The sequence below is a fragment of the Streptomyces violaceorubidus genome (genome assembly GCF_000717995.1).
In the GTDB taxonomy this organism is placed as follows: domain Bacteria; phylum Actinomycetota; class Actinomycetes; order Streptomycetales; family Streptomycetaceae; genus Streptomyces; species Streptomyces violaceorubidus.
The window spans coordinates 225,239-249,724 of the sequence record NZ_JODM01000003.1 but is presented as its reverse complement, the minus strand read 5'-3'; the positions used below and the strand labels follow the sequence as shown (position 1 = coordinate 249,724).

Sequence of the window (24,486 nt, the reverse complement as noted above, 5' to 3'; positions counted from 1 at the left end):
CCGGCCCGGGGCCGGAGCATTACGCGGGTCCGGGAAACTTTCTCCGCGCACCCCGGACCAGGACGCGGCCCGGATGTGAAGGTCCCGGCACGAGGTTGCCCGGAAAGGGGCGGGTACGGCGGGACCGCCGGTACGGATTGCGCCCGTCTGATAGATGTTGAGGCCCCCTATCAACCCCCGAGCAGATACGGGACGACGGACATGAGCGCCCCAACCCCGGCCCCCGGCGACGACAGGCCCCGCGAGGGGTATTACCCGGACCCGTCCATTCCCGGATACGTCCGGTACTGGAACGGCGCCTCCTGGGTGGCGGGCACGAGCCGCCCCGCCCCCAAGGACGGCGAGCCGCTCGCGCCTCCGCCCGGTGCGCGGGCCTCCGTCGAGGAGACCGGGCCGCACTTCTTCGACGAGGACCCGGTCGAGGAGCCGCCGCCCGCCGCCGCGTCCCAGCACGCCAGCCGTCCGGAGTCCGCGGGGGCCTGGGGCGCCGACCGCTCCGGCCCGTCCGGCGGCTCCGCCGACGCCCCCGGGCAGAGCGTCGCCTGGCCGGGGCCGGCACGCGGCGCCGACCCGAGGGTCCCGCACGCCCGCCAGACGGCACCGCCCGCCGACGGCGGCGCCGACGCCGGGCAGCAGGGCGGTGCCGCTGCCTCCTCCGGTGGGGAGGCGGCGGAGGAGGACGAGGCCGGCAACACCTTCGTCTTCCGCCGCCCGGCGACGGGCCGGCAGAGCGCCTCCGCCCCCGCCCCCGCCGCGGCGGAGGACGAGGGCACCATGACCTTCCGCGCGGTCACCCCGCGCACGGGCCCGCAGCCGGGCGGCCCCGGTTCCGGTTCCGGCCCCGGTTCCGGCCCCGGCTTCGGTGCCGGCAAGGCAGCCGCCGACCGGGCCGCCGCCGCGCAGGCTCCCCAGACGCCCGCCGCCCCGAGGGTGCCCCACCAGGCACCCCCGCAGCCCTCGCAGCCCCAGCCCCAGCCCGCCGCCCCCGCTCCGCTCGCGGCGGGCGGTCCCGGTGGCGGCCAGACCTCCTGGGCACAGCAGGTGCACCGGCTGGCCGGGGCGGGCGGGGAGGCGCAGCCGCAGCCCGTCGCACCCTGGAAGCCGCCGGTCGAGGACGTGTTCCAGGCCGCCGCCCGACGGCAGGCGGCGGCCCGGCCCGCCGGACTCGGCAGGCGGCTGACCGCCCGGCTGATCGACACGGTCGTCCTCGCGGGCGTCACCGCGGTGGCCGCCGTGCCGCTCGGCTCCAAGGCGATCGACCACGTCAACGACAAGATCGACGAGGCCAAGCTGTCCGGCGAGACCGTCACGGTCTGGCTGCTGGACGGCACGACGTCCACGTACCTGGGCATCGTGCTCGCCGTTCTGCTGCTCTTCGGTGTCGTCTACGAGGCGCTGCCCACCGCCAAGTGGGGCCGCACCCTGGGCAAGAGGCTGCTCGGCCTGGAGGTGCGGGACATCGAGGCCCACGAGCCGCCGTCCTTCGGCGCCGCCCTGCGCCGCTGGCTGGTCTACAGCGTCCCGGGGCTCCTGGCCGTCGGCGTGGTCGGCGTCGCGTGGTGCCTGTTCGACCGCCCGTGGCACCAGTGCTGGCACGACAAGGCCGCCGGCACGTTTGTCGCGGGCTAGCTGGGCCGGCGGGGTCGGGGGGCGCGCGTTTCGTCGTCGGGTGCGGGTGCGTCGTGGTCGCTCGCGCAGTTCCCCCCGCCCCTTTCAGGGGCGTCCCGTGCACGCCCCTCAAGGGGCGCGGGGAACTGCGCGACCAGCCCGCACGCACCCGCACCCGCCGACGGACCCTCGGTCCCCCCCGACGGCGTCGCACCGCATCCGCGCTACTCCGGACGGCCGCTCGCCGGATGCGCCGCCATGGACCCCGGGGTCCACTCGGGACATGAGCAGCGAACCGCCCCCCGGTTCCGGCGGGCAGCAGCCGCCGGAAGAGGACCCGCTGAGGAAGAACCCCTACGACAACCCGCCCCCGCCCCCCGGTGGAGGCGGCCCCTACGGCGGCCCTCCGCCCCCCGGCGGCGGAGGACCCTACGGCGGGCCCCCTCCCGGCGGCGGCCCCTACGGCGGCGGCCCCTACGGCGGTGGCGGCTACCCCACGGATCCGCTGGCCGGGATGCCCCCGCTCGCCGACAGCGGGCGGCGCACGCTCGCCCGGATCGTCGACATGATCCTGGTGGGCATCGTGGTCTGGCTGCTCAGCTGGGCCTTCAACGTCCAGGAGTACACGGTGGACGGCGACGACGTCTCCGTCGGGAAGTCCTTCGGGCAGTCCGTGATCGCCGCCGTGCTCTACATCGCGTACGACACCTACATGACCACGAGGACGGGCCAGACCCTCGGCAAGAAGTGGCTCGGGATGCGGGTGGCCAACCTGGACGACGGAGCGACGCCCTCCGTACAGACGTCGCTGATCCGCGCCCTGGTGCTGTGGATCCCGTTCGCCTTCTGCTGCGCCTGCGTGTGGACGATCATCGCGGGCGGCTGGAGCTTCTTCGACAAGCCCTACAAGCAGGGCCTGCACGACAAGGCGGCCAAGACGGTCGTGGTCAGCACCCGTTGACGGACACGGACACTCAGGCGGCCCGCCCGCGCGTCGCCTGGCCCGCACCCGCGGAGATCCGGGCCCCCGCGGGCACCTGCACCGGCTCCCGGTCCGCGGTGAACCGGTGGTCCGGCACGGCGGTCACCGCGCGCGTCCTGGGCAGGGGGACCGTCATGGCGACCAGCAGCCCGAGGGCGAGGGCCGCGACGGCGATGAGGGCGACTCCGGGACCCGAACTCGTCTGCGAGAGCAGCAGCATGGCGAGCGTCGAGAAGATCACGGTGCACGAACCGTAGGCGAACTGGGTGGCAGTCGGACGGGGCATGGCCATCGTGTCCTCGGAAGACAATCATGGGGTGAGACGGGCTGTCGGCCTGGCTTTCCGCCGGCTTCCGGGCGTTCCGCCAAGCGACTCTAACCCGCTGTGTGCCCGAGTGGAACCAACAGTAAGCACGACCTAACCGGCACGGCCGATGCACGGGGGGCGCACGGATTCATGACGTCCGGGAAGTGGACGGTCCCGCGCGCCCGTCGGGCCCGGGCCGGGGCCCGCCCGGCGGGTGAAGGTCACGATCCGGTGTCCGCAAAGCGAACGGCGACTCCGCATAGTGCACTTGTTCTGCTCAAGTCAAGGTCTGTCTTTTCTGTCGAACCTCTAGTCAAATGTCGTCACTTGACTACACGCGTTGATCACGTGTGCGCGGGCCTTGCTCTGTCCTTGTCCCCCCTTCCGCGCGCGTGGACGCGGGGGAGGAACTCAAGTGACCAGTAGATCCTGGACGTTCAGAACCGCGGCGACCACCGTCGCACTGGCTGCGGCGACCGCCACGCTCTCGGCGGCCGGTGTGGCTCAGGCGGACTCGCCGTCGCGGCCGGAGGCCGTGAACCGCCACGACCCCGGCCCGGACAAGACCACCCGCTCCCACGACCTCAAGGGCCCCCTGAGCGACACTCAGGCCGCCCAGCGTGAGGAAGCCCTCAAGCAGGTCATCTCCGGCAACGCGTCGGTGAAGAAGAAGGACGGCTCCAACGTCGTCCAGCTCAAGAGCAAGAAGGGCGACGCCAAGTACGTCGAACTGGGCCGGGAGAAGACCGACAAGATCTTCACCATCCTGGTCGAGTTCGGCGACAAGGTGGACAGCCGCTACGGCGGCGACGCCGGCCCGCTGCACAACCAGATAGCCAAGCCGAACCGCAGGACGGACAACTCCACGGCCTGGCAGGAGGACTACGACCAGGAGCACTTCCAGGACCTGTACTTCGGTTCCGGCAAGGGCGTCAACTCGGTCAAGACCTACTACGAGAAGCAGTCCTCCGGGCGCTACTCGGTCGACGGAGAGGTCTCCGACTGGGTCAAGGTCCCCTACAACGAGGCCCGCTACGGCTCCAACAAGTGCGACCCCGACAACTGCGCCTGGTACGCGGTGCAGGACGGCGTCACCGCCTGGGTCGCGGACCAGAAGGCGGCCGGCCGGACCGACGCCCAGATCAAGTCCCAGCTGGCCCAGTACGACCAGTGGGACCGCTACGACTTCGACGGCGACGGCGACTTCAACGAGCCCGACGGCTACATCGACCACTTCCAGATCGTGCACGCCGGCGAGGACGAGTCCGCCGGCGGCGGCGCGCAGGGCGAGGACGCGATCTGGGCCCACCGCTGGTACGCCTTCGGCACCGACGCCGGCGCCACCGGCCCCGCCGACAACAAGCTCGGCGGCACCCAGATCGGCGACACCGGCATCTGGATCGGCGACTACACCATCCAGCCGGAGAACGGCGGACTCGGTGTCTACGCGCACGAGTACGGCCACGACCTCGGCCTGCCGGACCACTACGACACCGCCGGCGGCGACAACTCCACCGGCTTCTGGACGCTGATGTCGTCCGGCTCGTGGCTGGGCACCGGCCGCAACGAGATCGGCGACCTGCCCGGCGACATGAACGCCTGGGACAAGCTCCAGTTGGGCTGGCTCAACTACGACACCGCCAAGGCGGGCGTCAACTCCTGGCACAAGCTGGGCCTGGCCGAGTACAACACCAAGCACAAGCAGGGCCTGGTCGTCGAGCTCCCGAAGGAGGAGGTCACCACCGAGATCGTGGCCCCCGCCGAGGGCAAGACCCAGTGGTGGAGCGGCAGCGGCAACGACCTCAAGAACACCCTGAGCCGCAGCGTCGACCTCACCGGCAAGTCGTCCGCCTCCCTCACCCTGGACGGCTGGTACGACATCGAGGCCGACTACGACTTCCTCTACACCGAGGTCTCCACCGACGGCGGTGCCAACTGGACGGCGATCGACGGCACGTTCGACGGCCGGCCGATCCAGCGCGACGGCAGTGACAAGCCCGCCCTGAGCGCCACCGTGGACGCCTACGGCAAGCTGGTCTACCCGCTGGACGCCTACGCGGGCAAGAAGATCGACCTGCGCTTCCGCTACCAGACCGACGGCGGCCTGGCCATGAAGGGCTTCACCGCCGACGAGATCGCGGTGACGGCCGACGGCGCGACGCTCTTCTCCGACAACGCGGAGACCGAGGACGCCGCGTGGACGGCGAACGGCTTCACCCGCAAGGGCGCTTCCTTCACCAAGGAGTACGCGCAGTACTACATCGCCGAGAACCGGCAGTACGAGTCGTACGACGAGACGCTGAAGACCGGCCCGTACAACTTCGGCTTCTCGGAGCGTCCGAACTGGGTCGAGCACTACGCGTACCAGAACGGCCTGCTGATCTGGAAGTGGGACACCTCCCAGGCGGACAACAACACCAGCCAGCACCCGGGCAAGGGCCTGGTCCTGCCGATCGACTCGCACCCGACCGCGCTGAAGTGGAAGGACGGCACCCTCATGCGCAACCGCATGCAGGCGTACGACTCGCCGTTCAGCCTCTACCGCACGGACGGCATGACGCTGCACAAGGCGGACGTCGCGAAGTACGTCCCGGGCTCGAAGGGCGTCTCGGTCTTCAACGACCGCACGGACGACTACTGGGACCCGGCGAACCCGACCGGCGGTGTCCAGGTCACTGACACCAACACGAAGATCAAGATCGTCAAGGAGGCCAAGAACGGCTCGACGATCGAGCTCGAGGTCGGCCCCGCGGGCAGGTAAATAGTATCTGCCCAGGTCAGAGCATGATCGGCGGCGACCCCCTGGCGGGTCGCCGCCGATCCGTGTTTAGGTGCGTCCTGTGGTTCTCTTATTGACACTGGGCCCGGCGCCCGGACCGACCCAGGCTGACTCGGGGGTATGACCGCATGGCCGCAGGAGGCTTCTGCAAGCTGCCGAACGGCACGGTGGTGGTGGCACTGAACCTGCCCAGCCCCGCCCCGGCGAGCGCCGGCAGCGTGCGTTTTCTCGTCCACGCCCAGAACCGGGCGCGCGCCCTGACCAGGCTGCGCAACCTGGGGCTGCGCAGCGTCTACCTGCGGGGCAACGCGGCCCCGCCGACCCCGGACGAGGTCACCGCGGTCCTGCACCACCCGGACGGCCTGATATGGCGCACGGCGCCGGTGGCGGGGGCCGTGGGCGGCCCGGACCTGGTCCAGGAGCTGTGGCACCCGATCCGCGCCCTGCTCAGACGCCCGGCCGCCGAGGCCTCCTAGGGTCCCGGCGAGCTACTGCACGACCGGCTTCCCGGTCAGCTCCACGCCCGCCTCCCGCAGCTCCTCCAGCGCCCGCTCGGTGGTCTGCGCGGCCACTCCGGCGGTCAGGTCGAGCAGCACCTGCGTACGGAAGCCCTCGCGGGCGGCGTCCAGAGCGGTGGCCCGGACGCAGTGGTCGGTGGCGATGCCCACGACGTCGACCTCGTCGATCTCGCGGGAGCGCAGCCACTCGGCGAGCCCCGTGCCGTTCTCGTCGGCGCCCTCGAAGCCGCTGTAGGCCGCCGCGTACGCCCCCTTGTCGAAGACGGCGTCTATCGCGCCGGAGGCGACGGCGGGGGCGAAGTTCGGATGGAAGCCGACCCCCTCGGTGCCGGCGACGCAGTGCGCCGGCCAGGAGTGGACGTAGTCCGGGTTGTCCGCGAAGTGGCCGCCCGGGGCGACGTGGTGGTCGCGGGTGGCCACCACGTGGCGGTAGCCGGCGGGCGCCTGCCCGATCAGCTCGGTGATGGCGGCGGCCACGTCGGCACCGCCGGACACGGCGAGGCTGCCCCCCTCGCAGAAGTCGTTCTGCACGTCTACGACGATCAAGGCGCGGCGCATGGTCGGTGTCCTTCGGGTGGGTCGGATGTGCGGATGGGGGGCACCAGCTCTAGCTACCCGAGCCCCCGTGCGCGTACTCCGTCGGAATGACGGGTTCCCCTCGCGAGAGCTGGGTCGCGGACAGCGGGAGGTTGGCGCGGGCGGCGGCGTGCCGGTCGCGGGCCGCGTCCAGCGGCTCGCGGGCGACGACCTCACCGCCCTTGACCAGCTCGACCAGGAGCTGCCGGTCGGCCAGCGCGTCGGGCACCGGGCCGGTGCCGACCACCTCGGCCTCGGCGTACCCGTCCGCGTCCAGGCGCCGCGCGGCCCACTTGCGGCCGCCGATCGAGGTCTTGCCGCCGCTGGACTTCTTGGCCACCGGCACCAGCGGCGCCCCCTCCTCGCCGGACTCGGCGCGGGCGACCAGCTTGTAGACCATCGAGGCCGTCGGGTGCCCGGAGCCGGTCACCAGCTGGGTGCCGACCCCGTACGCGTCGACGGGTGCCGCCGCCAGCGAGGCGATGGCGTACTCGTCCAGGTCCGAGGTCACCACGATCTTCGTGCCGGTGGCGCCCAGCTCGTCGAGCTGCTGGCGCACCCGGTGGGCGACCAGGAGCAGGTCGCCGGAGTCGATGCGCACCGCGCCCAGCTCGGGCCCGGCGACCTCCACGGCCGCCCGGACGGCCTCGGCGACGTCGTAGGTGTCCACGAGCAGCGTGGTGTCCCGGCCCAGGGCGTCCACCTGGGCGCGGAAGGCGTCGCGCTCCTGGTCGTGGAGCAGGGTGAAGGCGTGGGCGGAGGTGCCGACGGTGGGGATGTTGTAGCGGAAGCCGGCGGCGAGGTCGGAGGTGGTCGCGAAGCCGCCGACGTAGGCCGAGCGGGCGGCGGCGACGGCGGCCAGCTCGTGGGTGCGGCGGGCGCCCATCTCGATCAGGGGCCGGTCACCGGCGGCCGACGACATGCGGGAGGCGGCGGCCGCGATGGCCGAGTCGTGGTTGAGGATGGACAGGATCACCGTCTCCAGCAGCACGCACTCGCCGAAGGTGCCCTCGACCCGCATGATCGGGGAGCCCGGGAAGTACACCTCGCCCTCGGGGTAGCCCCAGATGTCGCCGCCGAACCGGTACTGGGCGAGCCAGTCCAGGGTCTCCTCGTCCACGATGTCCTTCTCGCGCAGGAAGCGCAGCACGCCCGCGTCGAAGCGGAAGTTCTCCACCGCGTCCAGCACCCGTCCGGTGCCCGCCACGACGCCGTAGCGGCGGCCGTCGGGCAGGCGCCGGGTGAAGACCTCGAACACGCTCCGGCGCCCGGCCGTACCGGCCTTCAGCGCGGCTCGGAGCATGGTCAGCTCGTACTGGTCCGTGAAGAGCGCCGTCGAGGGGACGTCCACCGGCAGCCCAAGGTCCGCTGTGTTCATACGACGGATCGTACCCCCATTTCGTCAGTCTGACGATTTCGATGCCCGCCCGGTTCGCGTGGCGCCCGCCACAGGCCCGTTTGTGCGGGTGCCCCCCTGTGGTGGCAGCATGGGCCTTGTGACGGCAGCCGCACCCATGGAGATCGAGAAGACCGAGTCGGCGGAGGAGGTCTTCGCCGTACCCGAGCCCGACGTGCCCTGGGTGACGATCGTCCACAACGATCCCGTCAACCTCATGAGCTACGTGACGTACGTCTTCCAGTCGTACTTCGGCTACTCCAAGGACAAGGCCACCAAGCTCATGATGGACGTCCATCACAAGGGCCGGGCGGTCGTGTCCAGCGGCAGCCGGGAGGAGATGGAACGGGACGTACAGGCCATGCACGGCTACGGTCTGTGGGCCACCCTCCAGCAGGACCGGAAATGACCCACGCCCGCCCGCAGGACGGAAGCAGCTGAATCGCCTTCATGCCCGGACAATTCGAACCGCTCCCCGGCGGCGGCGCGGCCGTCGCGCTCGACGACGTCGAGATCTCCATCATCCGCTCGCTGGCCGTGCAGCTCCTGGAGCTGATCGGCCCGGGGCCCGCCGAGGACGCCTCCGACGACCCGCTCGCCGAGCTCTTCGCCGAGGGCCCGAGCGAGCCGCCCTCCGACCCGGTGCTGCGCCGGCTCTTCCCGGACGCGTACGGCGACCCCGAGGGCACCCCGCAGGCGCGGGAGGCCGAGGAGCAGCGGGCGCACTCCGCGGAGTTCCGCCGCTACACCGAGAACGACCTGCGGGCCGGCAAGCGGGACAACGCGCTGGCGGTGGTCCGCGCCCTGGACGCCCTCTCCTCGGCGTCGGCGGGCGAGGAGGGCGCGGTGCTGAAGCTGTCGCCCGAGGAGTCCCAGCAGTGGCTGCGCGCGCTGAACGACCTGCGCCTGGCGATCGGCTCCCGCCTGGAGATCGTCGACGAGGACGACACCGACCTGCTCTACCGGCTCCCCGACGAGGACCCGCGCAAGCCGATGGTGATGGCGTACCTGTGGCTCGGCGGGCTCCAAGAGTCGCTCGTCGGCACCCTTATGCCCTGAACCGGGCGGTTTCGTCACTCTCCGTGTCCGCTCAGCGGAGCCTCAAATCCGGATAACGATCCCGTCAAAGCCGTGCCCCCTTTGTCTCGCGGGCGCGGCTTTCGTCCGCTTCTTCCTGTGGGACACGTCACAGTCGGCCTCTGTGATCGACGCCGCCGTCGTGGTAAATCTTCACGACCGCCCGGCGAACACCACCCGAATGTTCGGCCGGGTGCGCCACCGAGCCGGCGGACCGCCGGCCAGGCACCGAGCGGGATGTGAGGCCCGCTCAGCTCCATCATCCGGGGGGATCGAGACCCGATCCGCGGCCGACAGAAGGTCCGGATCGGCATGGAGAAAGGCGCACCACACATGACCTCTGCGCAGGTCGACACGGACAAGGCACCCGAAGAGGGCTACGAGCGCGGTCTGGGCAGCCGCCAGGTCCAGATGATCGCGATCGGCGGCGCCATCGGCGTCGGTCTCTTCCTGGGCGCCGGGGCCAACATCGCCAAGGCCGGCCCCAGCATCATCCTCATGTACGCCCTCGCGGGCGTGATCATCTTCTTCATCATGCGGGCGCTCGGCGAGCTGCTCCTGTACCGACCCGTCTCCGGCTCCTTCGCCGAGTACTCGCGCGAGTTCCTCGGCCCCTTCTTCGGTTACTTCACCGGCTGGACGTACTGGCTGATGTGGGTGGTCACCGGCATGGCGGAACTCACCGCCGCCGCCATCTACATCCACTACTGGTTCCCGGACATCCCGCAATGGGTCTCGGCCCTGGTCTTCCTGGTCCTGCTGTTCGTGGCCAACCTGATCTCGGTGAAGCTGTTCGGCGAGATCGAGTTCTGGTTCTCGATGGTCAAGGTCACCGCCATCATCGGCATGATCGTGATCGGCGTCGGTGTGCTCACCTTCGGCTTCAGCCAGGCCGGCGACACCGCGGCCGTCTCCAACCTGTGGGAGTTCGACGGCTTCTTCCCCAAGGGCATCGGCTCGTCCCTGATGACCCTTCAGGGCGTCATGTTCGCCTACCTCGCCGTCGAGCTGGTCGGCGTCACCGCCGGTGAGTCCGAGAACCCGGAGAAGACCCTCCCCAAGGCGATCAACACCCTGCCCTGGCGCATCGCCCTCTTCTACGTCGGCGCCCTCACCGTCATCCTGGCGGTGGTCAAGTGGACCGAGTTCGCCGAGGGCGTCAGCCCCTTCGTGGAGGCGTTCGCGGTCATCGGCATCCCGGCCGGCGCGGGCATCGTCAACTTCGTGGTGCTCACCGCCGCCCTGTCGTCCTGCAACTCCGGCATGTACTCCACGGGCCGGATGCTGCGCACCCTCGCGGACAACGGCGAGGCCCCCAAGGTCTTCAGCAAGCTGTCCTCGACCAAGACCCCGGCCATCGGCATCGCCGTCTCGGTGGTCTTCATGGCCATCGGCGTGGTCCTGAACTACCTCGTCCCCGAGAAGGCCTTCGGCTACGTCACCTCCGTCGCCACCGCCGCCGGCATCTGGACCTGGCTGATGATCCTGATCAGCCACGTGCTGTACCGCCGGCGGGTCGTCGCGGGCCGGCTGCCCGCCTCCTCCTTCCCGGCGCCGGGCGGCTCGGTGTGCTCCTACATCGCCATCGCCTTCCTGCTCTTCGTCACCTGCCTGATCGCCTACGACGCCGACGCCCGCGTCTGCCTGTACGTGATGGCCGGCTGGACGGCGGCCCTCGGCATCGGCTGGGCGGTGCTCAAGAGCCGCAACCCGCGGATCACCGAGCGGCCCGGCGAGCCGGAGTTCGAGAAGATCGGCTGACGGCCCCATCGGACGCCGCTGACCAGCGCCTTCGCGCGCACCGCGGACGTCCGGCCGCACGGGGTGCTCGTGGCACCCGGCGCGTCCACCGCTCAGGATGTCCGGCATGCGGGCCCCTGCGTACCACCCATCGGTACGCAGCGGCCCGTCTGCTTATCCTGGCCGCATGCTGACCATCACCCAGGCCCTGTACGACCAGATCGTCGCCCACGCGCGCGAGGACCACCCCGACGAGGCGTGCGGCGTGGTGGCCGGTCCCGTCGGCGAGGGCCGCCCGGAGCGGTTCATCCCCATGCTCAACGCCGCCCGCTCGCCCACGTTCTACGAGTTCGACTCGCAGGACCTCCTCAAGCTCTACCGCGAGATGGACGACCGGGACGAGGAGCCGGTGGTCATCTACCACTCGCACACCGCCACCGAGGCCCACCCCTCCCGCACCGACATCTCCTACGCCAACGAGCCCGGCGCCCACTACGTCCTCGTCTCCACCGCGGACACCGACGGTGCCGGCGAGTTCCAGTTCCGCTCGTTCCGCATCGTGGAGGGTGAGGTCACGGAAGAGGAGGTCAAGGTCGTCGAGGCGTACTGATCTCGCACGCCGGACGGAAAAGGTCCATCAGGTGAGATCACACTCCGGATGCGGGATTGGGAATCGATACGATGAGCCCATGGTTCTTCTCGACGTGAGCGACAAGGCGCCGGGCACGCTGCTCGTGGCGCGGCTGCACGTCGACCTGTGCAGGCTGAAAAGCGCCATCTGTTGATCTTCATTGCCGCCGTACGGCCGTGAGCCGCGGCGTGCTGACGTGTGCCGCCGCCGCGCCCTACGAACCCACGACAAACTTCCGACAGGAGCACTCAGCCATGGCCATCGAGGTCCGCATCCCGACCATCCTCCGCCAGTACACCGACGGCCAGAAGGCGGTGGAGGGCACCGGGGACACCCTCGCCCAGCTCTTCGCCGACCTCGAGACCCGGCACACGGGCATCCAGGCCCGCATCGTCGAGGGCGAGCAGCTCCGCCGCTTCGTCAACGTCTACCTGAACGACGAGGACGTCCGCTTCCTCGACGGCATCAACACCAAGCTCGGCGACGGCGACAGCGTCACGATCCTGCCGGCGGTCGCCGGAGGTTCTGCCGCGGCGAAGCCGCGTCCGGCCGGGGTGGCGGCCGGGCGACGGACGGGAACGGCCTGATCGCCGATGCGCTACGACTCCCCGCTGGCCGCGGTGGGCAACACCCCTCTGGTGCGCCTGCCGCGGCTGTCGCCGTCCGACGACGTCCGCATCTGGGCCAAGCTGGAGGACCGCAACCCGACCGGCTCGGTCAAGGACCGCCCCGCGCTCCACATGATCGAGCAGGCGGAGAAGGACGGCCGCCTCACCAAGGGCTGCACGATCCTGGAGCCGACCAGCGGCAACACCGGCATCTCCCTGGCCATGGCGGCCCGGCTCAAGGGCTACCGCATCGTCTGCGTGATGCCCGAGAACACCTCCCGGGAGCGCCGGGACCTGCTCGCCATGTGGGGCGCGGAGATCATCTCCTCCCCGGCCGCGGGCGGCTCCAACACCGCGGTACGGGTCGCCAAGGAGCTCTCCGCCGAGCACCCGGACTGGGTGATGCTCTACCAGTACGGCAACCGGGACAACGCCGGCGCCCACTACGCCGGCACCGGCCCGGAGATCCTCGCCGACCTGCCCTCCGTCACGCACTTCGTCGCGGGCCTCGGGACGACCGGGACGCTGATGGGCGTCGGCCGCTACCTGCGCGAGCACAAGCCCGACGTGAAGATCGTCGCCGCCGAGCCGCGCTACGACGACCTGGTGTACGGCCTGCGCAACCTCGACGAGGGCTTCGTGCCCGAGCTGTACGACGCCTCCGTCCTCACCACCCGCTTCTCGGTCGGCTCCGCGGACGCGGTCACCCGCACCCGTGAGCTGCTCCAGCAGGAGGGCATCTTCGCGGGCGTCTCCACCGGCGCCGCCCTGCACGCCGCGATCGGCGTCGGGAAGAAGGCGGTGAAGTCCGGCGAGAGCGCGGACATCGTGTTCGTCGTCGCCGACGGCGGCTGGAAGTACCTCTCCACCGGCGTCTACACCGCGGCCACCACCGAGGAGGCCATCGAGACCCTCCACGGCCAGCTCTGGGCCTGAGGGGGAGCCCTACCCCGCGAGGTGACGGACCCGGTCCCACAGGGCCGGGTCCACCACCCGCACCCGGCGCCGGAAGTCACCCACCGGCACCTCGCGCAGCTCGTCCGTCTCCAGGTAGCTCGTCCGCCCCCGCGCGTCGCCGACCGACCCCGGCGGCAGCGTGATCACCCCGGCCCGCCCGTCCCGGCGACGCGTGGTGATCTTCGCGACCAGCGCCCGCCGCCCGCGCACCGAGAGCACCAGACACGGCCGGTCCTTCGCGCCGCCGGAGTCCTCGTACGGCACGTTCGCCCACCAGATCTCCGCGGGCCGCGGCCGCACCGCCCCTCCCGGCCCCCGGGGCCGCGACGGTGGCCGCCGGACGCCGCCCGGCCGGGTGGGCCGGCGGCCCCGGCCCCAGCCGTCGACGACCGTGGCGACGAGCGCGAGCAGTACGACCGCCGCGAAGGCGAGCCACCAGGACGTGTCCATGGCGACGACGGTACCGGCGCGCGTCCCGCCCGCGCGCCCCTCCCAGGGCCCCGCGCTCCCCAGGTCCAGCCGAACCGGTGATCCCGCAGGTGAGTTCGCCCACAACGGCCCCTGGCGGAGGAGCGACCGCAGGTTTTGCGCCTTACGCTCGACGAACCGCACGACCCCCGTCTCTCCACACGCGCCAGCGGAGGTTTCTGCTTCATGAAGCTCACCGTCGTCGGCTGCTCGGGGTCGTTCCCGTCCGCGGAATCGGCCTGCTCGAGCTACCTCGTCGAGGCCGACGGCTTCCGGCTGCTCCTCGACATGGGCAACGGTGCCCTCGGCGAGCTGCAGCGCCACTGCGGTCTCTACGACCTCGACGCGATCTTCCTCAGCCATCTGCACGCCGACCACTGCATCGACATGTGCGCCTACTTCGTGGCGCGCTACTACCGGCACGACGGCGGCCGCTGCGCCCCGCTCCCGGTCTACGGACCCGAGGGCACCGAGCACCGGCTGACCACCGCCTACGCCGACACCCCCTCGGCCTCCTCCATGAGCGAGGTGTTCGACTTCCACACCGTCAAGCCCTCCACCTTCGAGGTCGGCCCGCTCACCGTGCACACCGAGCGCGTCGCCCACCCCGTGGAGGCCTACGCCGTCCGCGTCGAGCACGGCGGCCGTTCACTGACGTACTCCGGCGACACGGGCGTCACCCCCGTGCTGGACGAACTCGCCCGCGACACCGACCTGTTCCTGTGCGAGGCCGCCTTCACGCACGGCAAGGAGAACATCCCCGACCTGCACCTCAACGGACGCGAGGCGGGCGAGAGCGCGACCCGGGCCGGCGCCCGGCGCCTGGTGCTCACCCACATCCCCCCGTGGACCGACCCCGCGGTCAACCTGGCCGACGCGCGCGAGGTGTACGACGGGACGGTGGAGGTCGCCGCGGCCGGCGCGGTCTACGAGATCTGAGCCCGCCCCGCACCCGACCAAAAGGCCCCGGAACCTTCACGGTTCCGGGGCCTTCGTCACGCCGTACGGCCGGGGCTCACGCCTTGGTGAGGTCCTCGATCTCCTCCTCGGGCTCGCGGCCCGGGGTCTTCAGGTTGAACTTGACGATCGCGAAGCGGAACGTCACGTAGTAGATCACCGCGAACACCAGACCGATCGGGATGATCAGCCATGGCTTGGTGGCGAGGTGCCAGTTGAGGGCGTAGTCGATGGCACCGGCCGAGAAGTTGAAGCCGGCGTGCACGCCCAGGCCCCACGTCACGGCCATCGACACGGCGGTCAGCACCGCGTGCAGCACGTACAGGACCGGCGCGATGAACATGAACGAGAACTCGATCGGCTCGGTCACACCGGTGACGAACGAGGTCGCGGCCAGCGAGAGCATCATGCCGAGGACGGCCTTGCGGCGCTCCGGGCGGGCGGTGTGCGCCATGGCCAGGGCGGCGGCCGGCAGACCGAACATCATGATCGGGAAGAAGCCCGACTGGAAGATGCCGGCGGAGGGGTCACCGGCCAGGAAGCGGGTGATGTCACCGTGCACCACGTCACCGGCGGAGTTGGTGAAGTCGCCGAGCTGGAACCAGGCCACCGTGTTCACGAACTGGTGCATGCCGACCGGGATCAGCGCGCGGTTCACGCCGCCGAACAGGGCCGCACCGCCGGAGCCGAGGCCGGTCATCCACTCGCCGAAGTTCGAGATGCCGTCGCCGATGGGCTCCCAGACCAGACCGAAGAAGACACCCACGATGATGCCGACGAAGGCCATGATGATCGGCACCAGCCGGCGCCCGTTGAAGAAGCCGAGCCAGTCCACCAGCTTCTTGCGGTGGTACCGCTGCCACAGCACGGCGGCGAGCAGACCCATGATGATGCCGCCGAGCACACCCGGGTCGTTGTAGGTCGCGGCGACGTCCGGACCGTCCTTGACCACCGCCTCGGTGACCGGGAAGGCCTCGAGCACCTTGCTGTAGACGAGGAAGCCGACCACCGCGGCCAGCGCGGTCGAGCCATCGGCCTTCTTCGCGAAGCCGATGGCCACACCTATGCAGAACAGGATCGGCAGCGAACCGGTGAGGGCACCGCCCGCGTTGTTGAAGACGGCGGCGACCTTGTCCCAGCCGAGGCCGTCCGCGCCGAAGATGTCCGGCTGGCCGAGGCGGACCATGATGCCCGCCGCCGGCAGCACGGCGATCGGGAGCTGGAGGCTGCGTCCTACCTTCTGCAGCCCCTGGAAAAGACCGGATCCCCGCTTCTTTGCGGGGGCCGCCGTGTCGGTGGCGGTGCTCATGCTTCCTCCATCGGGTGGTGGTCTACACCACTCAGTGGTGTAGACCTGTTGTAGCACGATGAAGGCGGCGTAAGGAACCCGCGATTCCGCGACCGGACCGCTACGCGCAGTACCCGGTCAAGTCCCCTGATCACACACGCGCGAGGGCGCGCTCGAAGGCCCCCGGACCGACGGTCCGGGGGCCTTCGCGAGACCACCCTCAAAGGGTACGTGAGGCGGAAACTGGTCTACACCTTGGTCACGTCCTCCACGTCCTCGTCCGGCTCCCGCCCCGGCGTCTTCAGGTCGAACTTCGTGATCGCGAACCGGAAGACCACGTAGTACACCACCGCGAAGCACAGCCCGATCGGAATGATCAGCCACGGCTTGGTCGCCAGGTTCCAGTTGATGACGTAGTCGATCAGCCCCGCCGAGAAGCTGAACCCGTCCTTCACCCCCAGCGCCCACGTCACCGCCATCGACACCCCCGTCAGCACCGCGTGCGCCGCGTACAGCAGGGGAGCGATGAACAGGAACGAGTACTCCAGCGGCTCCGTGATCCCCGTCACGAACGACGTCAGCCCCACCGACAGCATCAGGCCGCCGACCTCCTTGCGCCGGCTCGGCTTCGCGCAGTGCGTGATCGCCAGCGCCGCCGCGGGCAGCGCGAACATCATGATCGGGAAGAAACCGGTGGTGAACTGACCCGCGTCCGGGTCGCCCGCCAGGAACATGTTGATGTCGCCGTGCACCACCGTGCCGTCCGGCTTCGTGTACGTGCCGAACTGGAACCACATCGGCACGTTCAGGAACTGGTGCAGGCCGATCACCAGCAGCGCCCGGTTCGCCAGCCCGAACACCCCCGCACCCCACGCGCCGATCCCGTTCAGCCAGTCGCTGAAGCTCTCCAGCGCGTCACCGATCGGCGGCCACACCCACAGGCACAGCGCCGCGAACACGATCGCCACGAACGCCATGATGATCGGCACCAGCCGGCGCCCGTTGAAGAAACCCAGCCAGTCCACCAGCTTCGTCCGGTGGAAGCGCTGCCAGAAGTACGCCGTCAGCAACCCCATCACGATGCCGCCGAACACCCCCGGATTCTGGAAGACGAACGCCGTCACCTCGCCCGAACCGTCGGTCACCTGGCAACCGATCTGCGGGACCGCCTTCGACCCCTCGGGACAGTCCTCCGGGAACTGCCGTAGCACGTTGAAGTAGACGAGGAACCCCGCCACCGCCGCCAGCGCCGTCGAACCGTCGGCCTTCCTCGCCATCCCGATGGCCACACCCACGCAGAACAGCAGCGGCAGCCCCAGCGACCCGTCGAGCAGCGCACCGCCCGCCCCGGTCATCACCTTCGAGACGTTCGTCCAGCCGAGACCGTCGTCCCCGAACACGTCCGGCTGCCCCAGCCGGTTGAGGATGCCGGCCGCGGGCAGGACCGCGATGGGCAACTGAAGAGAGCGCCCCATCTTCTGCAAGCCCTGGAACGCCGTGTTCCAGCGGGTACGGGCGGGACTGGCCGCACTGTCGGCACTCATCCGGTCTCCATCCGGTCGCCGGTACACTGGTGTAGACCAGTTGACGGAGGGCACCGCCGTCGTGACGCCATCATTCGGTACGCACCGCATGACCGCTCGCGAAGATGGGCCAACTGTGGGTTACTGCGACAAAGCGGCTCGGATCAGGGAGAACGAACATGGCCAGCAAGGCTGAGAAGATCGTCGCCGGCCTCGGCGGCATCGACAACATCGACGAGATCGAAGGCTGCATCACCCGACTCCGCACCGAGGTCAACGACCCCGCGCTGGTCAACGAAGCCGCCCTCAAGGCCGCCGGCGCCCACGGCGTCGTCAAGATGGGCACCGCCATCCAGGTCGTCATCGGCACCGACGCCGACCCGATCGCCGCGGAGATCGAAGACATGATGTGAGCCACCGGCTCACCGGCAAGGGGCCTTTCCCACTCCGGGACAGGCCCCTTCCCCATGGGCCGCTAGGCTCACCCGCATGTCACGCATCGACGGCCGCACCCCCCAGCAACTCCGCCCCGTCACCATCGAACGCGGCTGGAGCAAGCACGCCGAAGGCTCCGTCCTCGTCTCCTTCGGCGACACCAAGGTCCTCTGCAACGCCTCCGTCACCGAAGGCGTCCCGCGCTGGCGCAAGGGCAGCGGCGAAGGCTGGGTCACCGCCGAATACGCCATGCTCCCGCGCGCCACCAACACCCGCGGCGACCGCGAGTCCGTCAAGGGCCGCATCGGCGGACGCACCCACGAGATCAGCCGCCTCATCGGCCGGTCCCTGCGCGCCGTCATCGACTACAAGGCCCTCGGCGAGAACACCGTCGTCCTGGACTGCGACGTCCTCCAGGCCGACGGCGGCACCCGCACCGCCGCCATCACCGGCGCCTACGTCGCCCTCGCCGACGCCATCGGCTGGGCCCAGGGCCGGAAGCTGATCAAGGCCAACCGCAAGCCGCTCACCGGCACCGTCTCCGCCGTCTCCGTCGGCATCGTCGACGGCACCCCGCTCCTCGACCTGCGCTACGAGGAAGACGTCCGTGCCGACACCGACATGAACGTCGTCTGCACCGGCGACGGCCGCTTCGTCGAGGTCCAGGGCACCGCCGAAGCCGAGCCCTTCGCCCGCGACGAACTGAACACCCTGCTCGACCTCGCCACCGCGGGCTGCACGGAACTCGCCGAACTCCAGCGCAAGGCACTCGAAGCGACCCTCGAACGCTGAGGACCCGCCGAGTCCGCCGACTCGGCCGCGTCCGCCGAGTCCGCCGAGTAAAGGGAACACCAAAGACGCCCCAAGGAAGGGCGGCCGGGCACGCAACTCGGCCGCCCACCGGCGCGTCCCTAGCAGTACAGCACCACGGGCGTACGGCAGACCCTGCCGTACGCCCGGCGCCGCACCGCACACGGGCCGCCCGGCCCTGTCCCAGGGGAGGACCGAGACCCATGGCCGCGAGCCGCCACCGCAGCCTTCGCCGCACCGCCACCGCCGTCGCCACCGCGGCGGCCATCGCCCTGACGGTCGGCCTCACCACCGGCTGCGACGCCGTCGACAAGGCCCTCGACTGCGTACGCACGGCCGACGCGATAGCCGACAGCGTCACCGAACTCCAGCAGGCGGTGGAGAACGCGGACGACCCCACCCAGTGGGACGCATCCCTCAGCTCCATCGACAAGAACCTCGACAAGATCGGCGACCAGACCGACAACGCCGACGTCAACAAGGCCGTCGACGACCTCGGCAAGGCCGTCGACAACGTCCGCACCTCGGTGAACAACGGCGACGAGACCCCCGACCTCAGCCCCGTCACCGACGCGGCGGGCGAACTGACGAAGGTCTGCACGCCGTAGCGGAGCGGGTGACGGAGGCGGGGCCGGCGCCCGGGATACTGGAGCCCATGACCCGCCTCATCCTCGCCACCCGCAACGCCGGAAAGATCACCGAACTCAGGGCCATCCTCGCCGACGCGGGCCTGCCCCACGACCTCGTCGGCGCGGACGCCTACCCGCACATCCCCGACGTCAAGGAAACCGGCGTCACCTTCGCCGAGAACGCCCTGCTCAAGGCCCACGCCCTCGCGCAGGCCACCGGCCTCCCCGCCGTCGCCGACGACTCCGGCCTGTGCGTCGACGTCCTCAACGGAGCGCCCGGCATCTTCTCCGCCCGCTGGGCGGGCCGCCACGGCGACGACAAGGCCAACCTGGACCTGTTGTTGGCCCAGATCGGCGACATCACCGACGAACACCGGGGCGCGTACTTCGCCTGCGCGGCGGCCCTCGCCCTCCCCTACGGCACGGAGCGGGTGGTCGAGGGCCAGCTGAGGGGCACCCTCCGCCACGAGCCCGCCGGCACGGGCGGCTTCGGCTACGACCCGATCCTCCAGCCCGACGGCGAGACCCGCACCTGCGCGGAACTGACGGCGTCAGAAAAGAACGCCATCAGCCACCGGGGGAAGGCGTTCAGGGCGCTGGTACCGGTGGTGCGGGAGCTGCTCGGCTGAGCAGCCAGAGATGTACTGGTGCGGCCGGAGGGACTCGAACCCTCACGGGAGTTACCCCACTGGGACCTAAACCCAGCGTGACTGCCAATTCCACCACGGCCGCCCGGCGCTGCTGCCCGGCCATGCTACTGGTCGGGCAGCGCCGTCAGATCCCCAAGTCCTTGATGATCTTGGCCACGTGGCCCGTCGCGCGGACGTTGTAGAGGGCGTGTTCTACCTTGCCCTGTTCGTCGACGACGATCGTGGAGCGGATGACGCCCATGTAGGTGCGGCCGTAGTTCTTCTTCTCGCCGAAGGCGGCGTACGCGTCGAGGACCTTCTTGTCCGGGTCGGCGAGGAGGGTGACCTTCAGGGACTCGGCCTCGCGGAACCTGGCCAGCTTCTCCGGCTTGTCGGGGGAGATGCCGATGACGTCGTACCCGGCGCCGGCCAGCAGGTCCAGGTTGTCCGTGAAGTCGCAGGCCTGCTTCGTGCAGCCGGGGGTAAGCGCGGCAGGGTAGAAGTAGACGATGACCTTGCGGCCCTTGTGGTCGGACAGGGACACCTCGTTGCCGTCGGCGTCGGGGAGGGTGAAGGCGGGGGCCGTGTCCCCGGGCTGGAGTCGCTCGCTCATCGATCCAGCGTAACGGGGGGTCCTGACAGTGCGGACAGGCGCGGAGCTGACAGACTGTCCGGGACAGCGTCAGAGCAGACTTCGGAGGCGTACGGTGGCGGACACGTCGGACATCAGAACCCCGGCGCAGATCGAGGCGGACATCAAGCGCCGCCGCGAGGTGCTGGCCGAGACGCTCGACGAGCTCGGGATGCGGGTGCACCCGAAGACGATCGTCGACGACGCCAAGGCCAAGGTCGCCTCCAGCGTCGATCACACCCTCGGCCGGGCGTACGTCCAGGTCAATCGCGTGGTCAGCGATGTGAAGGCGCAGTTCGTGGACGAGCAGGGCGCCCCCCGGCTGGAGCGGGTCGTGCCCGTCGCGCTGGTCGTGGTCGGGGTCGTGGGGCTGCTGGCCCTGGGCGGCACCCGGCGGCGCGGGCGCTGAGCGGCGGCAGGTAGGTTCAGGGCGTGAGCGCCAAGAGAAACGAGCCCGGTCCCCAGGACGACAAGCTGCCCATCCGGATGCTGCACGACCGCGTGCTCGTGCGGCAGGACTCCGGTGAGGGCGAGCGGCGTTCCGGGGGCGGCATCCTGATCCCCGCGACGGCGGCCGTCGGCAAGCGGCTGGCCTGGGCCGAGGTGGTCGCGGTCGGGCAGAACGTACGGACCGTGGAGCCGGGCGACCGGGTGCTGTACGACCCGGAGGACCGTGCCGAGGTCGAGGTGCGGGGCGTGGGCTACGTGCTCATGCGCGAGCGGGATCTCCATGCCGTGGCCGCGGACCGGTTCGAGGGGTCGGAGGACTCCACCGGGCTGTATCTGTGAGCCGTGGGGCAGCGGGGCGGTAGGACAGCAGGGGCCGGTGACCAGGGTCACCGGCCCCTTTCCGCGGGCTTTGCTACCGTGGGAAGCACCCCGACGAGACGCGCCGTACCGGGCTGAAGGAAAAGACGACGCACCACCGTTCAGTTCGTTCACGGAGGTGCCTGTCATGGCGTGGGTTCTGCTCGTCGTCGCCGGTCTGCTCGAGGTCGGCTGGTCGATCGGGATGAAGTACACCGACGGTTTCACGCGGCTGTGGCCGAGTGTGTTCACCGGTGCCGGGATCGTCGCGAGCATGATGCTGCTGTCGTACGCGGCCCGGACGCTGCCCATCGGCACCGCCTACGGCGTGTGGGTGGGCATCGGCGCGGCCGGTGCGGCGGTGCTCGGCATGGTGGTGCTGGGGGAGCCGGCGACCGCCGCCCGGATCTTCTTCGTCTGTCTGCTGCTGGTCGCCGTGGTGGGTCTGAAGGCGACCTCCGGTCACTGACGCCGGGGTGTGACGGGGATGCCGGCGACCGTGCCGGCGGTGGTGCCGGCGCCGTCGGTGTCCCCGCCGCCCGCGCCGTCGGTGTCTCCGCCGCCCGGCCCCGTGCCCCCGTTGGAGGAGTCGCCGCCACCAGTGTCGGCGCCGCCCGTGGGGCCCGGCTCGGTGCTGGCGCCGCCCGTGGTCGGGGTGCCGCCGCCGGTCGACGGGGGCTCGCTCTCGGTGCCGCCGGCGTCTCCGGGCGGGGTGCTGCTGCCCGAGTCGCCGCCCGGGGTCTCGGTGCCGGAGCCCTCCTCGTCGCCGGTGGAGTTCCCGTCGGGCTCGCTGCTGCCGCTCTCGTCGCCGTCGCCCGGTTCGTCCGAGGCGTCGCCGGACGGGGGTGCGGTGACGTCGGCGCCGTCCTGGAGCTGGAGGTCGAAGTCGCTGACCGGTTCGCCCTTGAGGGCGTTGCGGGTGTACTGGCCCCAAATCTCGGCGGGGGCGCCGCCGCCGTTGATGCGCTCCAGGCCCATGGCGCCGTACAGGGGTTTGTGGGCGGCGGTCTTGGGGTCCTGGCCCATGACGGCGACGACGGTGGCGAGGTCCGGGGTGTAGCCGGCGAACCAGGCGGCCGTGTCCTCCTCGGCGGTGCCGGTCTTGCCCGCGGCGGGGCGGCCGGCGGCCTGGGCGGCGGTGGCGGTGCCCTGCTGGACGACGCTGCGCAGCACGGACGTGGTGGTGTCGGCGGACTCGCGGCTGACGGCCTGGTGCTCGCGCCGCTCGGGCAGTTCGACCTCCTGCTTGCCGTCCTTGGTGACCTTCTCGACGAAGGTGTACGTGCCGTGCCTGCCGTGGTTGGCGAGGGTGGCGTAGGCCTCGGCCATGTCGAGGGGGCTGGCGGTGGCGACGCCGAGGGCGATGGAGGGGGACGGGGTCAGTTCGGGGGTGTCGGAGGAGAGCCCGAGGTCGATCGCGGTCTGCTTGACCTTGTCGGAGCCGACGTCGACGGCCATCTGGGCGTAGACGGCGTTGATGGACTTGTCGGTGGCCTCGCGGACGGTGACGTGGCCGTAGTCGCGGTGGTCCTCGTTCTCCGGGGCGTAGCGGCCGCCGCTCCAGCCCCGGACGGGGCGCTCGCTGGTGCCGTCGTAGCGCGTGTTCGGGTTGATCGTCTCGCCGCTCTGCGTCTCGGAGTGGTTCTCGACGGCGGAGGTGAACACGAAGGGCTTGAAGGTGGAGCCGACCTGGAAGTCGCGGCGGACGGCGTTGGGTGTGTACTGCTTGACGTAGTCGATGCCGTTGTACATCGCGACGACCTTGCCGGTCTTCGGGTCGACGGACGCGCCGCCGGCCCGGACGTAGGTGTCGACCTTGCGTTCCTTCTGGTCCAGCCGGGACATCAGCTTGTCGTCGACGGCCTTGACGAAGGCGTCCTGCTTGTCCTTCTCCAGGGTGGTGGTGATGCGGTAGCCGCCGCGGCCGAGTTCCTCCTCGTCGACGATGTCGTTCTCGATCAGGTACTTCTTGACGATGTTGACGACGTAGCCGCGCTGTCCGGACATTCCGGTGGAGACGGTGGACTGCTTGGGCTTGGGGAACGTGGCGGCGGCGCGGTCGGCGGGGCTGAGCCAGCCCTTGTCGACCATGCCGTTCATGACGTAGTCCCAGCGGGCCTCGGCGGCGGGCCTGTTCTCGGGGTGGGCGACGACGTCGTACTGGCTGGGGGCGTTGAGCAGGGAGGCGAGGTAGGCGCCCTGGGCGGCGGTGAGGTCCTTGGCGTCGACGCCGAAGTAGGCCTGGGCGGCGGCCTGGATGCCGTAGGCGCCGCGGCCGAAGAAGCTGGTGTTGAGGTAGCCCTCGAGGATCTCGCTCTTGCTCTTCTCCCGGTCGAGCTTGATCGAGATGAAGAACTCCTTCACCTTGCGGGTGACGGTCTGCTCCTGGCCCAGGTAGTAGTTCTTGACGTACTGCTGGGTGATGGTGGAGCCGGACTGCTTGCCCTTGCCGGTGGCGGTGTTCCAGCCGGCCCGGACCATCGCCATGGGGTCGATGGCGGACTCGGTGTAGAAGTCGCGGTCCTCGGCGGCGAGGACGGCGTGCTGGGCGTCCTTGGAGATGCGCGCGAGGCCGACGCTCTCGCGGTTGACCTCGCCGTCGCGGGCGAGGACGCTGCCGTCGGCGTAGAGGTAGACGTTGGACTGCTTGGTGGCGAGCGCGTTGGCGGCGGGGATCTGGACGAGGTGGTAGCCGAGGAAGAAGCCGCCGACGATCAGCAGGAGGCCGACGACGACGGTGCTCAGCGCGATGCGCCAGGTCGGGATCAGGCGGCGCCATCCGGTGCGCTTGGGCCGCTGGGGCTTCTTCGCCTTCCCGGACGCCCCCGGGTCCCCCGTCTGCCCCTCGCCGGCCGCCTGTGGCTCTCTCGGGGCCCAGCCCGGGTTCGGCTGCTGCGGCTGCGGCTCGTCGCTCATCTCGTGCACGGACTCCTGTTTCGCGTCTGCTTCACTTCGTACGGTTTTCGCATCGTACGGTTTTCGCGTCGTACGGTCTGGTCGGGCTGGTCTCGTACGGTCTTGTGCGCCGGTGCGCCCTCTGGCGCGTTCCCACGTCTGTGACGCCCTCTGAAGAAGACTCTCGCACCGGGCGTTCCGTTCCCGCTCGAGGGCACACCCGTGAAATTCCGTG

Annotated in this window: 27 protein-coding genes, 1 tRNA gene and 1 riboswitch; of the genes, 19 read left to right on the top strand and 9 right to left on the bottom strand. The window is 70.4% G+C overall.

What is annotated here, in order from left to right; genetic code table 11:
- The first annotated feature begins 201 nt into the window (after nucleotides 1-201).
- Nucleotides 202-1,629 carry an RDD family protein gene (locus IE94_RS0107765; protein WP_030180175.1) on the top strand — a complete coding sequence of 476 codons (1,428 nt, stop codon included), beginning with the start codon at nucleotides 202-204 and terminating at the stop codon, nucleotides 1,627-1,629.
- Nucleotides 1,630-1,891: 262 nt separating this feature from the next.
- Nucleotides 1,892-2,569, top strand: a complete 678-nt coding sequence (locus tag IE94_RS35280) for an RDD family protein (RefSeq protein WP_030180173.1) — start codon at nucleotides 1,892-1,894, stop codon at nucleotides 2,567-2,569.
- Between the two features lie 13 nt (nucleotides 2,570-2,582).
- On the opposite strand, the gene IE94_RS0107755 is transcribed toward IE94_RS35280, so the two are convergent.
- Nucleotides 2,583-2,876: a hypothetical protein gene (locus tag IE94_RS0107755; RefSeq protein ID WP_037922066.1), complete on the bottom strand. Its 294-nt coding sequence runs from the start codon at nucleotides 2,874-2,876 to the stop codon at nucleotides 2,583-2,585.
- A gap of 436 nt (nucleotides 2,877-3,312) precedes the next feature.
- On the opposite strand from IE94_RS0107755, the gene IE94_RS0107750 reads away from it, so the two are divergent.
- Nucleotides 3,313-5,658 carry an immune inhibitor A domain-containing protein gene (locus IE94_RS0107750; RefSeq protein WP_030180167.1) on the top strand — a complete coding sequence of 782 codons (2,346 nt, stop codon included), beginning with the start codon at nucleotides 3,313-3,315 and terminating at the stop codon, nucleotides 5,656-5,658.
- Between the two features lie 146 nt (nucleotides 5,659-5,804).
- The gene (locus tag IE94_RS0107745) at nucleotides 5,805-6,152 is read left to right on the top strand and encodes a hypothetical protein (RefSeq protein WP_030180166.1); all 348 of its coding nucleotides are present in this window, start codon (nucleotides 5,805-5,807) and stop codon (nucleotides 6,150-6,152) included.
- A 12-nt stretch (nucleotides 6,153-6,164) separates the two neighbouring features.
- Here IE94_RS0107745 and IE94_RS0107740 read toward each other — a convergent pair whose 3' ends face one another.
- Both IE94_RS0107740 and IE94_RS0107735 read right to left on the bottom strand, forming a co-directional pair.
- A complete protein-coding gene (locus tag IE94_RS0107740) occupies nucleotides 6,165-6,752 on the bottom strand; it encodes a nicotinamidase (RefSeq protein WP_030180163.1) in 588 nt (195 codons plus the stop codon).
- A 49-nt stretch (nucleotides 6,753-6,801) separates the two neighbouring features.
- Nucleotides 6,802-8,148, bottom strand: a complete 1,347-nt coding sequence (locus IE94_RS0107735; protein WP_030180156.1) for a nicotinate phosphoribosyltransferase — start codon at nucleotides 8,146-8,148, stop codon at nucleotides 6,802-6,804.
- A gap of 109 nt (nucleotides 8,149-8,257) precedes the next feature.
- Between IE94_RS0107735 and clpS the strand changes: the two genes are divergently transcribed.
- The 7 genes from clpS (at nucleotide 8,258) to IE94_RS0107700 (ending at nucleotide 13,158) form a co-directional block, all read left to right on the top strand.
- The gene (gene clpS / locus IE94_RS0107730) at nucleotides 8,258-8,575 is read left to right on the top strand and encodes an ATP-dependent Clp protease adapter ClpS (protein WP_030180153.1); all 318 of its coding nucleotides are present in this window, start codon (nucleotides 8,258-8,260) and stop codon (nucleotides 8,573-8,575) included.
- A 41-nt stretch (nucleotides 8,576-8,616) separates the two neighbouring features.
- A complete protein-coding gene (locus tag IE94_RS0107725) occupies nucleotides 8,617-9,225 on the top strand; it encodes a DUF2017 domain-containing protein (RefSeq protein ID WP_030180151.1) in 609 nt (202 codons plus the stop codon).
- A 351-nt stretch (nucleotides 9,226-9,576) separates the two neighbouring features.
- The gene (locus IE94_RS0107720; protein WP_030180149.1) at nucleotides 9,577-11,004 is read left to right on the top strand and encodes an amino acid permease; all 1,428 of its coding nucleotides are present in this window, start codon (nucleotides 9,577-9,579) and stop codon (nucleotides 11,002-11,004) included.
- A 166-nt stretch (nucleotides 11,005-11,170) separates the two neighbouring features.
- Nucleotides 11,171-11,593 carry a M67 family metallopeptidase gene (locus IE94_RS0107715; RefSeq protein ID WP_030180146.1) on the top strand — a complete coding sequence of 141 codons (423 nt, stop codon included), beginning with the start codon at nucleotides 11,171-11,173 and terminating at the stop codon, nucleotides 11,591-11,593.
- 79 nt (nucleotides 11,594-11,672) lie between these two features.
- Nucleotides 11,673-11,768: a putative leader peptide gene (locus IE94_RS41690; protein WP_328657635.1), complete on the top strand. Its 96-nt coding sequence runs from the start codon at nucleotides 11,673-11,675 to the stop codon at nucleotides 11,766-11,768.
- Between the two features lie 100 nt (nucleotides 11,769-11,868).
- Entirely contained in the window at nucleotides 11,869-12,201 is a 333-nt protein-coding gene (locus IE94_RS0107705; protein WP_030180143.1) for a MoaD/ThiS family protein, read from the top strand.
- A 6-nt stretch (nucleotides 12,202-12,207) separates the two neighbouring features.
- Nucleotides 12,208-13,158 (top strand): PLP-dependent cysteine synthase family protein, encoded by a 951-nt coding sequence (locus IE94_RS0107700; protein ID WP_030180140.1) that lies wholly within the window; start codon nucleotides 12,208-12,210, stop codon nucleotides 13,156-13,158.
- 9 nt (nucleotides 13,159-13,167) lie between these two features.
- Here IE94_RS0107700 and IE94_RS0107695 read toward each other — a convergent pair whose 3' ends face one another.
- Nucleotides 13,168-13,629 carry a type II toxin-antitoxin system PemK/MazF family toxin gene (locus IE94_RS0107695; RefSeq protein ID WP_030180138.1) on the bottom strand — a complete coding sequence of 154 codons (462 nt, stop codon included), beginning with the start codon at nucleotides 13,627-13,629 and terminating at the stop codon, nucleotides 13,168-13,170.
- Between the two features lie 204 nt (nucleotides 13,630-13,833).
- Between IE94_RS0107695 and IE94_RS0107690 the strand changes: the two genes are divergently transcribed.
- The gene (locus tag IE94_RS0107690; protein WP_030180135.1) at nucleotides 13,834-14,586 is read left to right on the top strand and encodes an MBL fold metallo-hydrolase; all 753 of its coding nucleotides are present in this window, start codon (nucleotides 13,834-13,836) and stop codon (nucleotides 14,584-14,586) included.
- A gap of 76 nt (nucleotides 14,587-14,662) precedes the next feature.
- On the opposite strand, the gene IE94_RS0107685 is transcribed toward IE94_RS0107690, so the two are convergent.
- Both IE94_RS0107685 and IE94_RS0107680 read right to left on the bottom strand, forming a co-directional pair.
- Complete coding sequence (locus IE94_RS0107685; RefSeq protein ID WP_030180133.1) at nucleotides 14,663-15,913, bottom strand: PTS transporter subunit EIIC; 1,251 nt, start codon at nucleotides 15,911-15,913, stop codon at nucleotides 14,663-14,665.
- A 227-nt stretch (nucleotides 15,914-16,140) separates the two neighbouring features.
- Nucleotides 16,141-17,436, bottom strand: coding sequence for a PTS transporter subunit EIIC (locus IE94_RS0107680; protein ID WP_030180130.1), 1,296 nt, complete (start codon nucleotides 17,434-17,436; stop codon nucleotides 16,141-16,143).
- A gap of 158 nt (nucleotides 17,437-17,594) precedes the next feature.
- Here IE94_RS0107680 and IE94_RS0107675 point away from each other — a divergent pair, with 158 nt between their 5' ends.
- The 4 genes from IE94_RS0107675 (at nucleotide 17,595) to rdgB (ending at nucleotide 19,918) form a co-directional block, all read left to right on the top strand.
- Complete coding sequence (locus tag IE94_RS0107675) at nucleotides 17,595-17,828, top strand: PTS sugar transporter subunit IIB (protein ID WP_003975905.1); 234 nt, start codon at nucleotides 17,595-17,597, stop codon at nucleotides 17,826-17,828.
- Between the two features lie 76 nt (nucleotides 17,829-17,904).
- On the top strand, nucleotides 17,905-18,642 hold the full coding sequence (gene rph / locus IE94_RS0107670) for a ribonuclease PH (RefSeq protein ID WP_030180127.1): 738 nt from the start codon (nucleotides 17,905-17,907) through the stop codon (nucleotides 18,640-18,642).
- A gap of 221 nt (nucleotides 18,643-18,863) precedes the next feature.
- The gene (locus IE94_RS0107665; RefSeq protein WP_030180125.1) at nucleotides 18,864-19,268 is read left to right on the top strand and encodes a hypothetical protein; all 405 of its coding nucleotides are present in this window, start codon (nucleotides 18,864-18,866) and stop codon (nucleotides 19,266-19,268) included.
- A 47-nt stretch (nucleotides 19,269-19,315) separates the two neighbouring features.
- Nucleotides 19,316-19,918 (top strand): RdgB/HAM1 family non-canonical purine NTP pyrophosphatase, encoded by a 603-nt coding sequence (rdgB, locus tag IE94_RS0107660; protein ID WP_030180121.1) that lies wholly within the window; start codon nucleotides 19,316-19,318, stop codon nucleotides 19,916-19,918.
- Between the two features lie 16 nt (nucleotides 19,919-19,934).
- Here the strand turns inward: rdgB and IE94_RS0107655 are convergent.
- Both IE94_RS0107655 and bcp read right to left on the bottom strand, forming a co-directional pair.
- Nucleotides 19,935-20,021: transfer RNA gene (locus tag IE94_RS0107655), tRNA-Leu, on the bottom strand.
- A 42-nt stretch (nucleotides 20,022-20,063) separates the two neighbouring features.
- Nucleotides 20,064-20,531 carry a thioredoxin-dependent thiol peroxidase gene (gene bcp, locus IE94_RS0107650; RefSeq protein ID WP_030180118.1) on the bottom strand — a complete coding sequence of 156 codons (468 nt, stop codon included), beginning with the start codon at nucleotides 20,529-20,531 and terminating at the stop codon, nucleotides 20,064-20,066.
- 94 nt (nucleotides 20,532-20,625) lie between these two features.
- Between bcp and IE94_RS0107645 the strand changes: the two genes are divergently transcribed.
- The 3 genes from IE94_RS0107645 to IE94_RS0107635 all read left to right on the top strand — a co-directional run bounded on the left by IE94_RS0107645 (nucleotide 20,626) and on the right by IE94_RS0107635 (nucleotide 21,825).
- Nucleotides 20,626-20,958 (top strand): DUF3618 domain-containing protein, encoded by a 333-nt coding sequence (locus IE94_RS0107645; protein WP_030180116.1) that lies wholly within the window; start codon nucleotides 20,626-20,628, stop codon nucleotides 20,956-20,958.
- A gap of 77 nt (nucleotides 20,959-21,035) precedes the next feature.
- A complete protein-coding gene (locus tag IE94_RS0107640; RefSeq protein WP_425337957.1) occupies nucleotides 21,036-21,338 on the top strand; it encodes a GroES family chaperonin in 303 nt (100 codons plus the stop codon).
- A gap of 67 nt (nucleotides 21,339-21,405) precedes the next feature.
- A riboswitch (guanidine-III (ykkC-III) riboswitch) is annotated at nucleotides 21,406-21,473 on the top strand.
- Between the two features lie 31 nt (nucleotides 21,474-21,504).
- Nucleotides 21,505-21,825, top strand: a complete 321-nt coding sequence (locus tag IE94_RS0107635; RefSeq protein WP_030180111.1) for a DMT family transporter — start codon at nucleotides 21,505-21,507, stop codon at nucleotides 21,823-21,825.
- Here IE94_RS0107635 and IE94_RS0107630 read toward each other — a convergent pair.
- Entirely contained in the window at nucleotides 21,819-24,272 is a 2,454-nt protein-coding gene (locus tag IE94_RS0107630) for a transglycosylase domain-containing protein (protein WP_030180109.1), read from the bottom strand. The two genes, IE94_RS0107635 and IE94_RS0107630, sit on opposite strands and share 7 nt — an antisense overlap.
- Nucleotides 24,273-24,486: the final 214 nt, after the last annotated feature.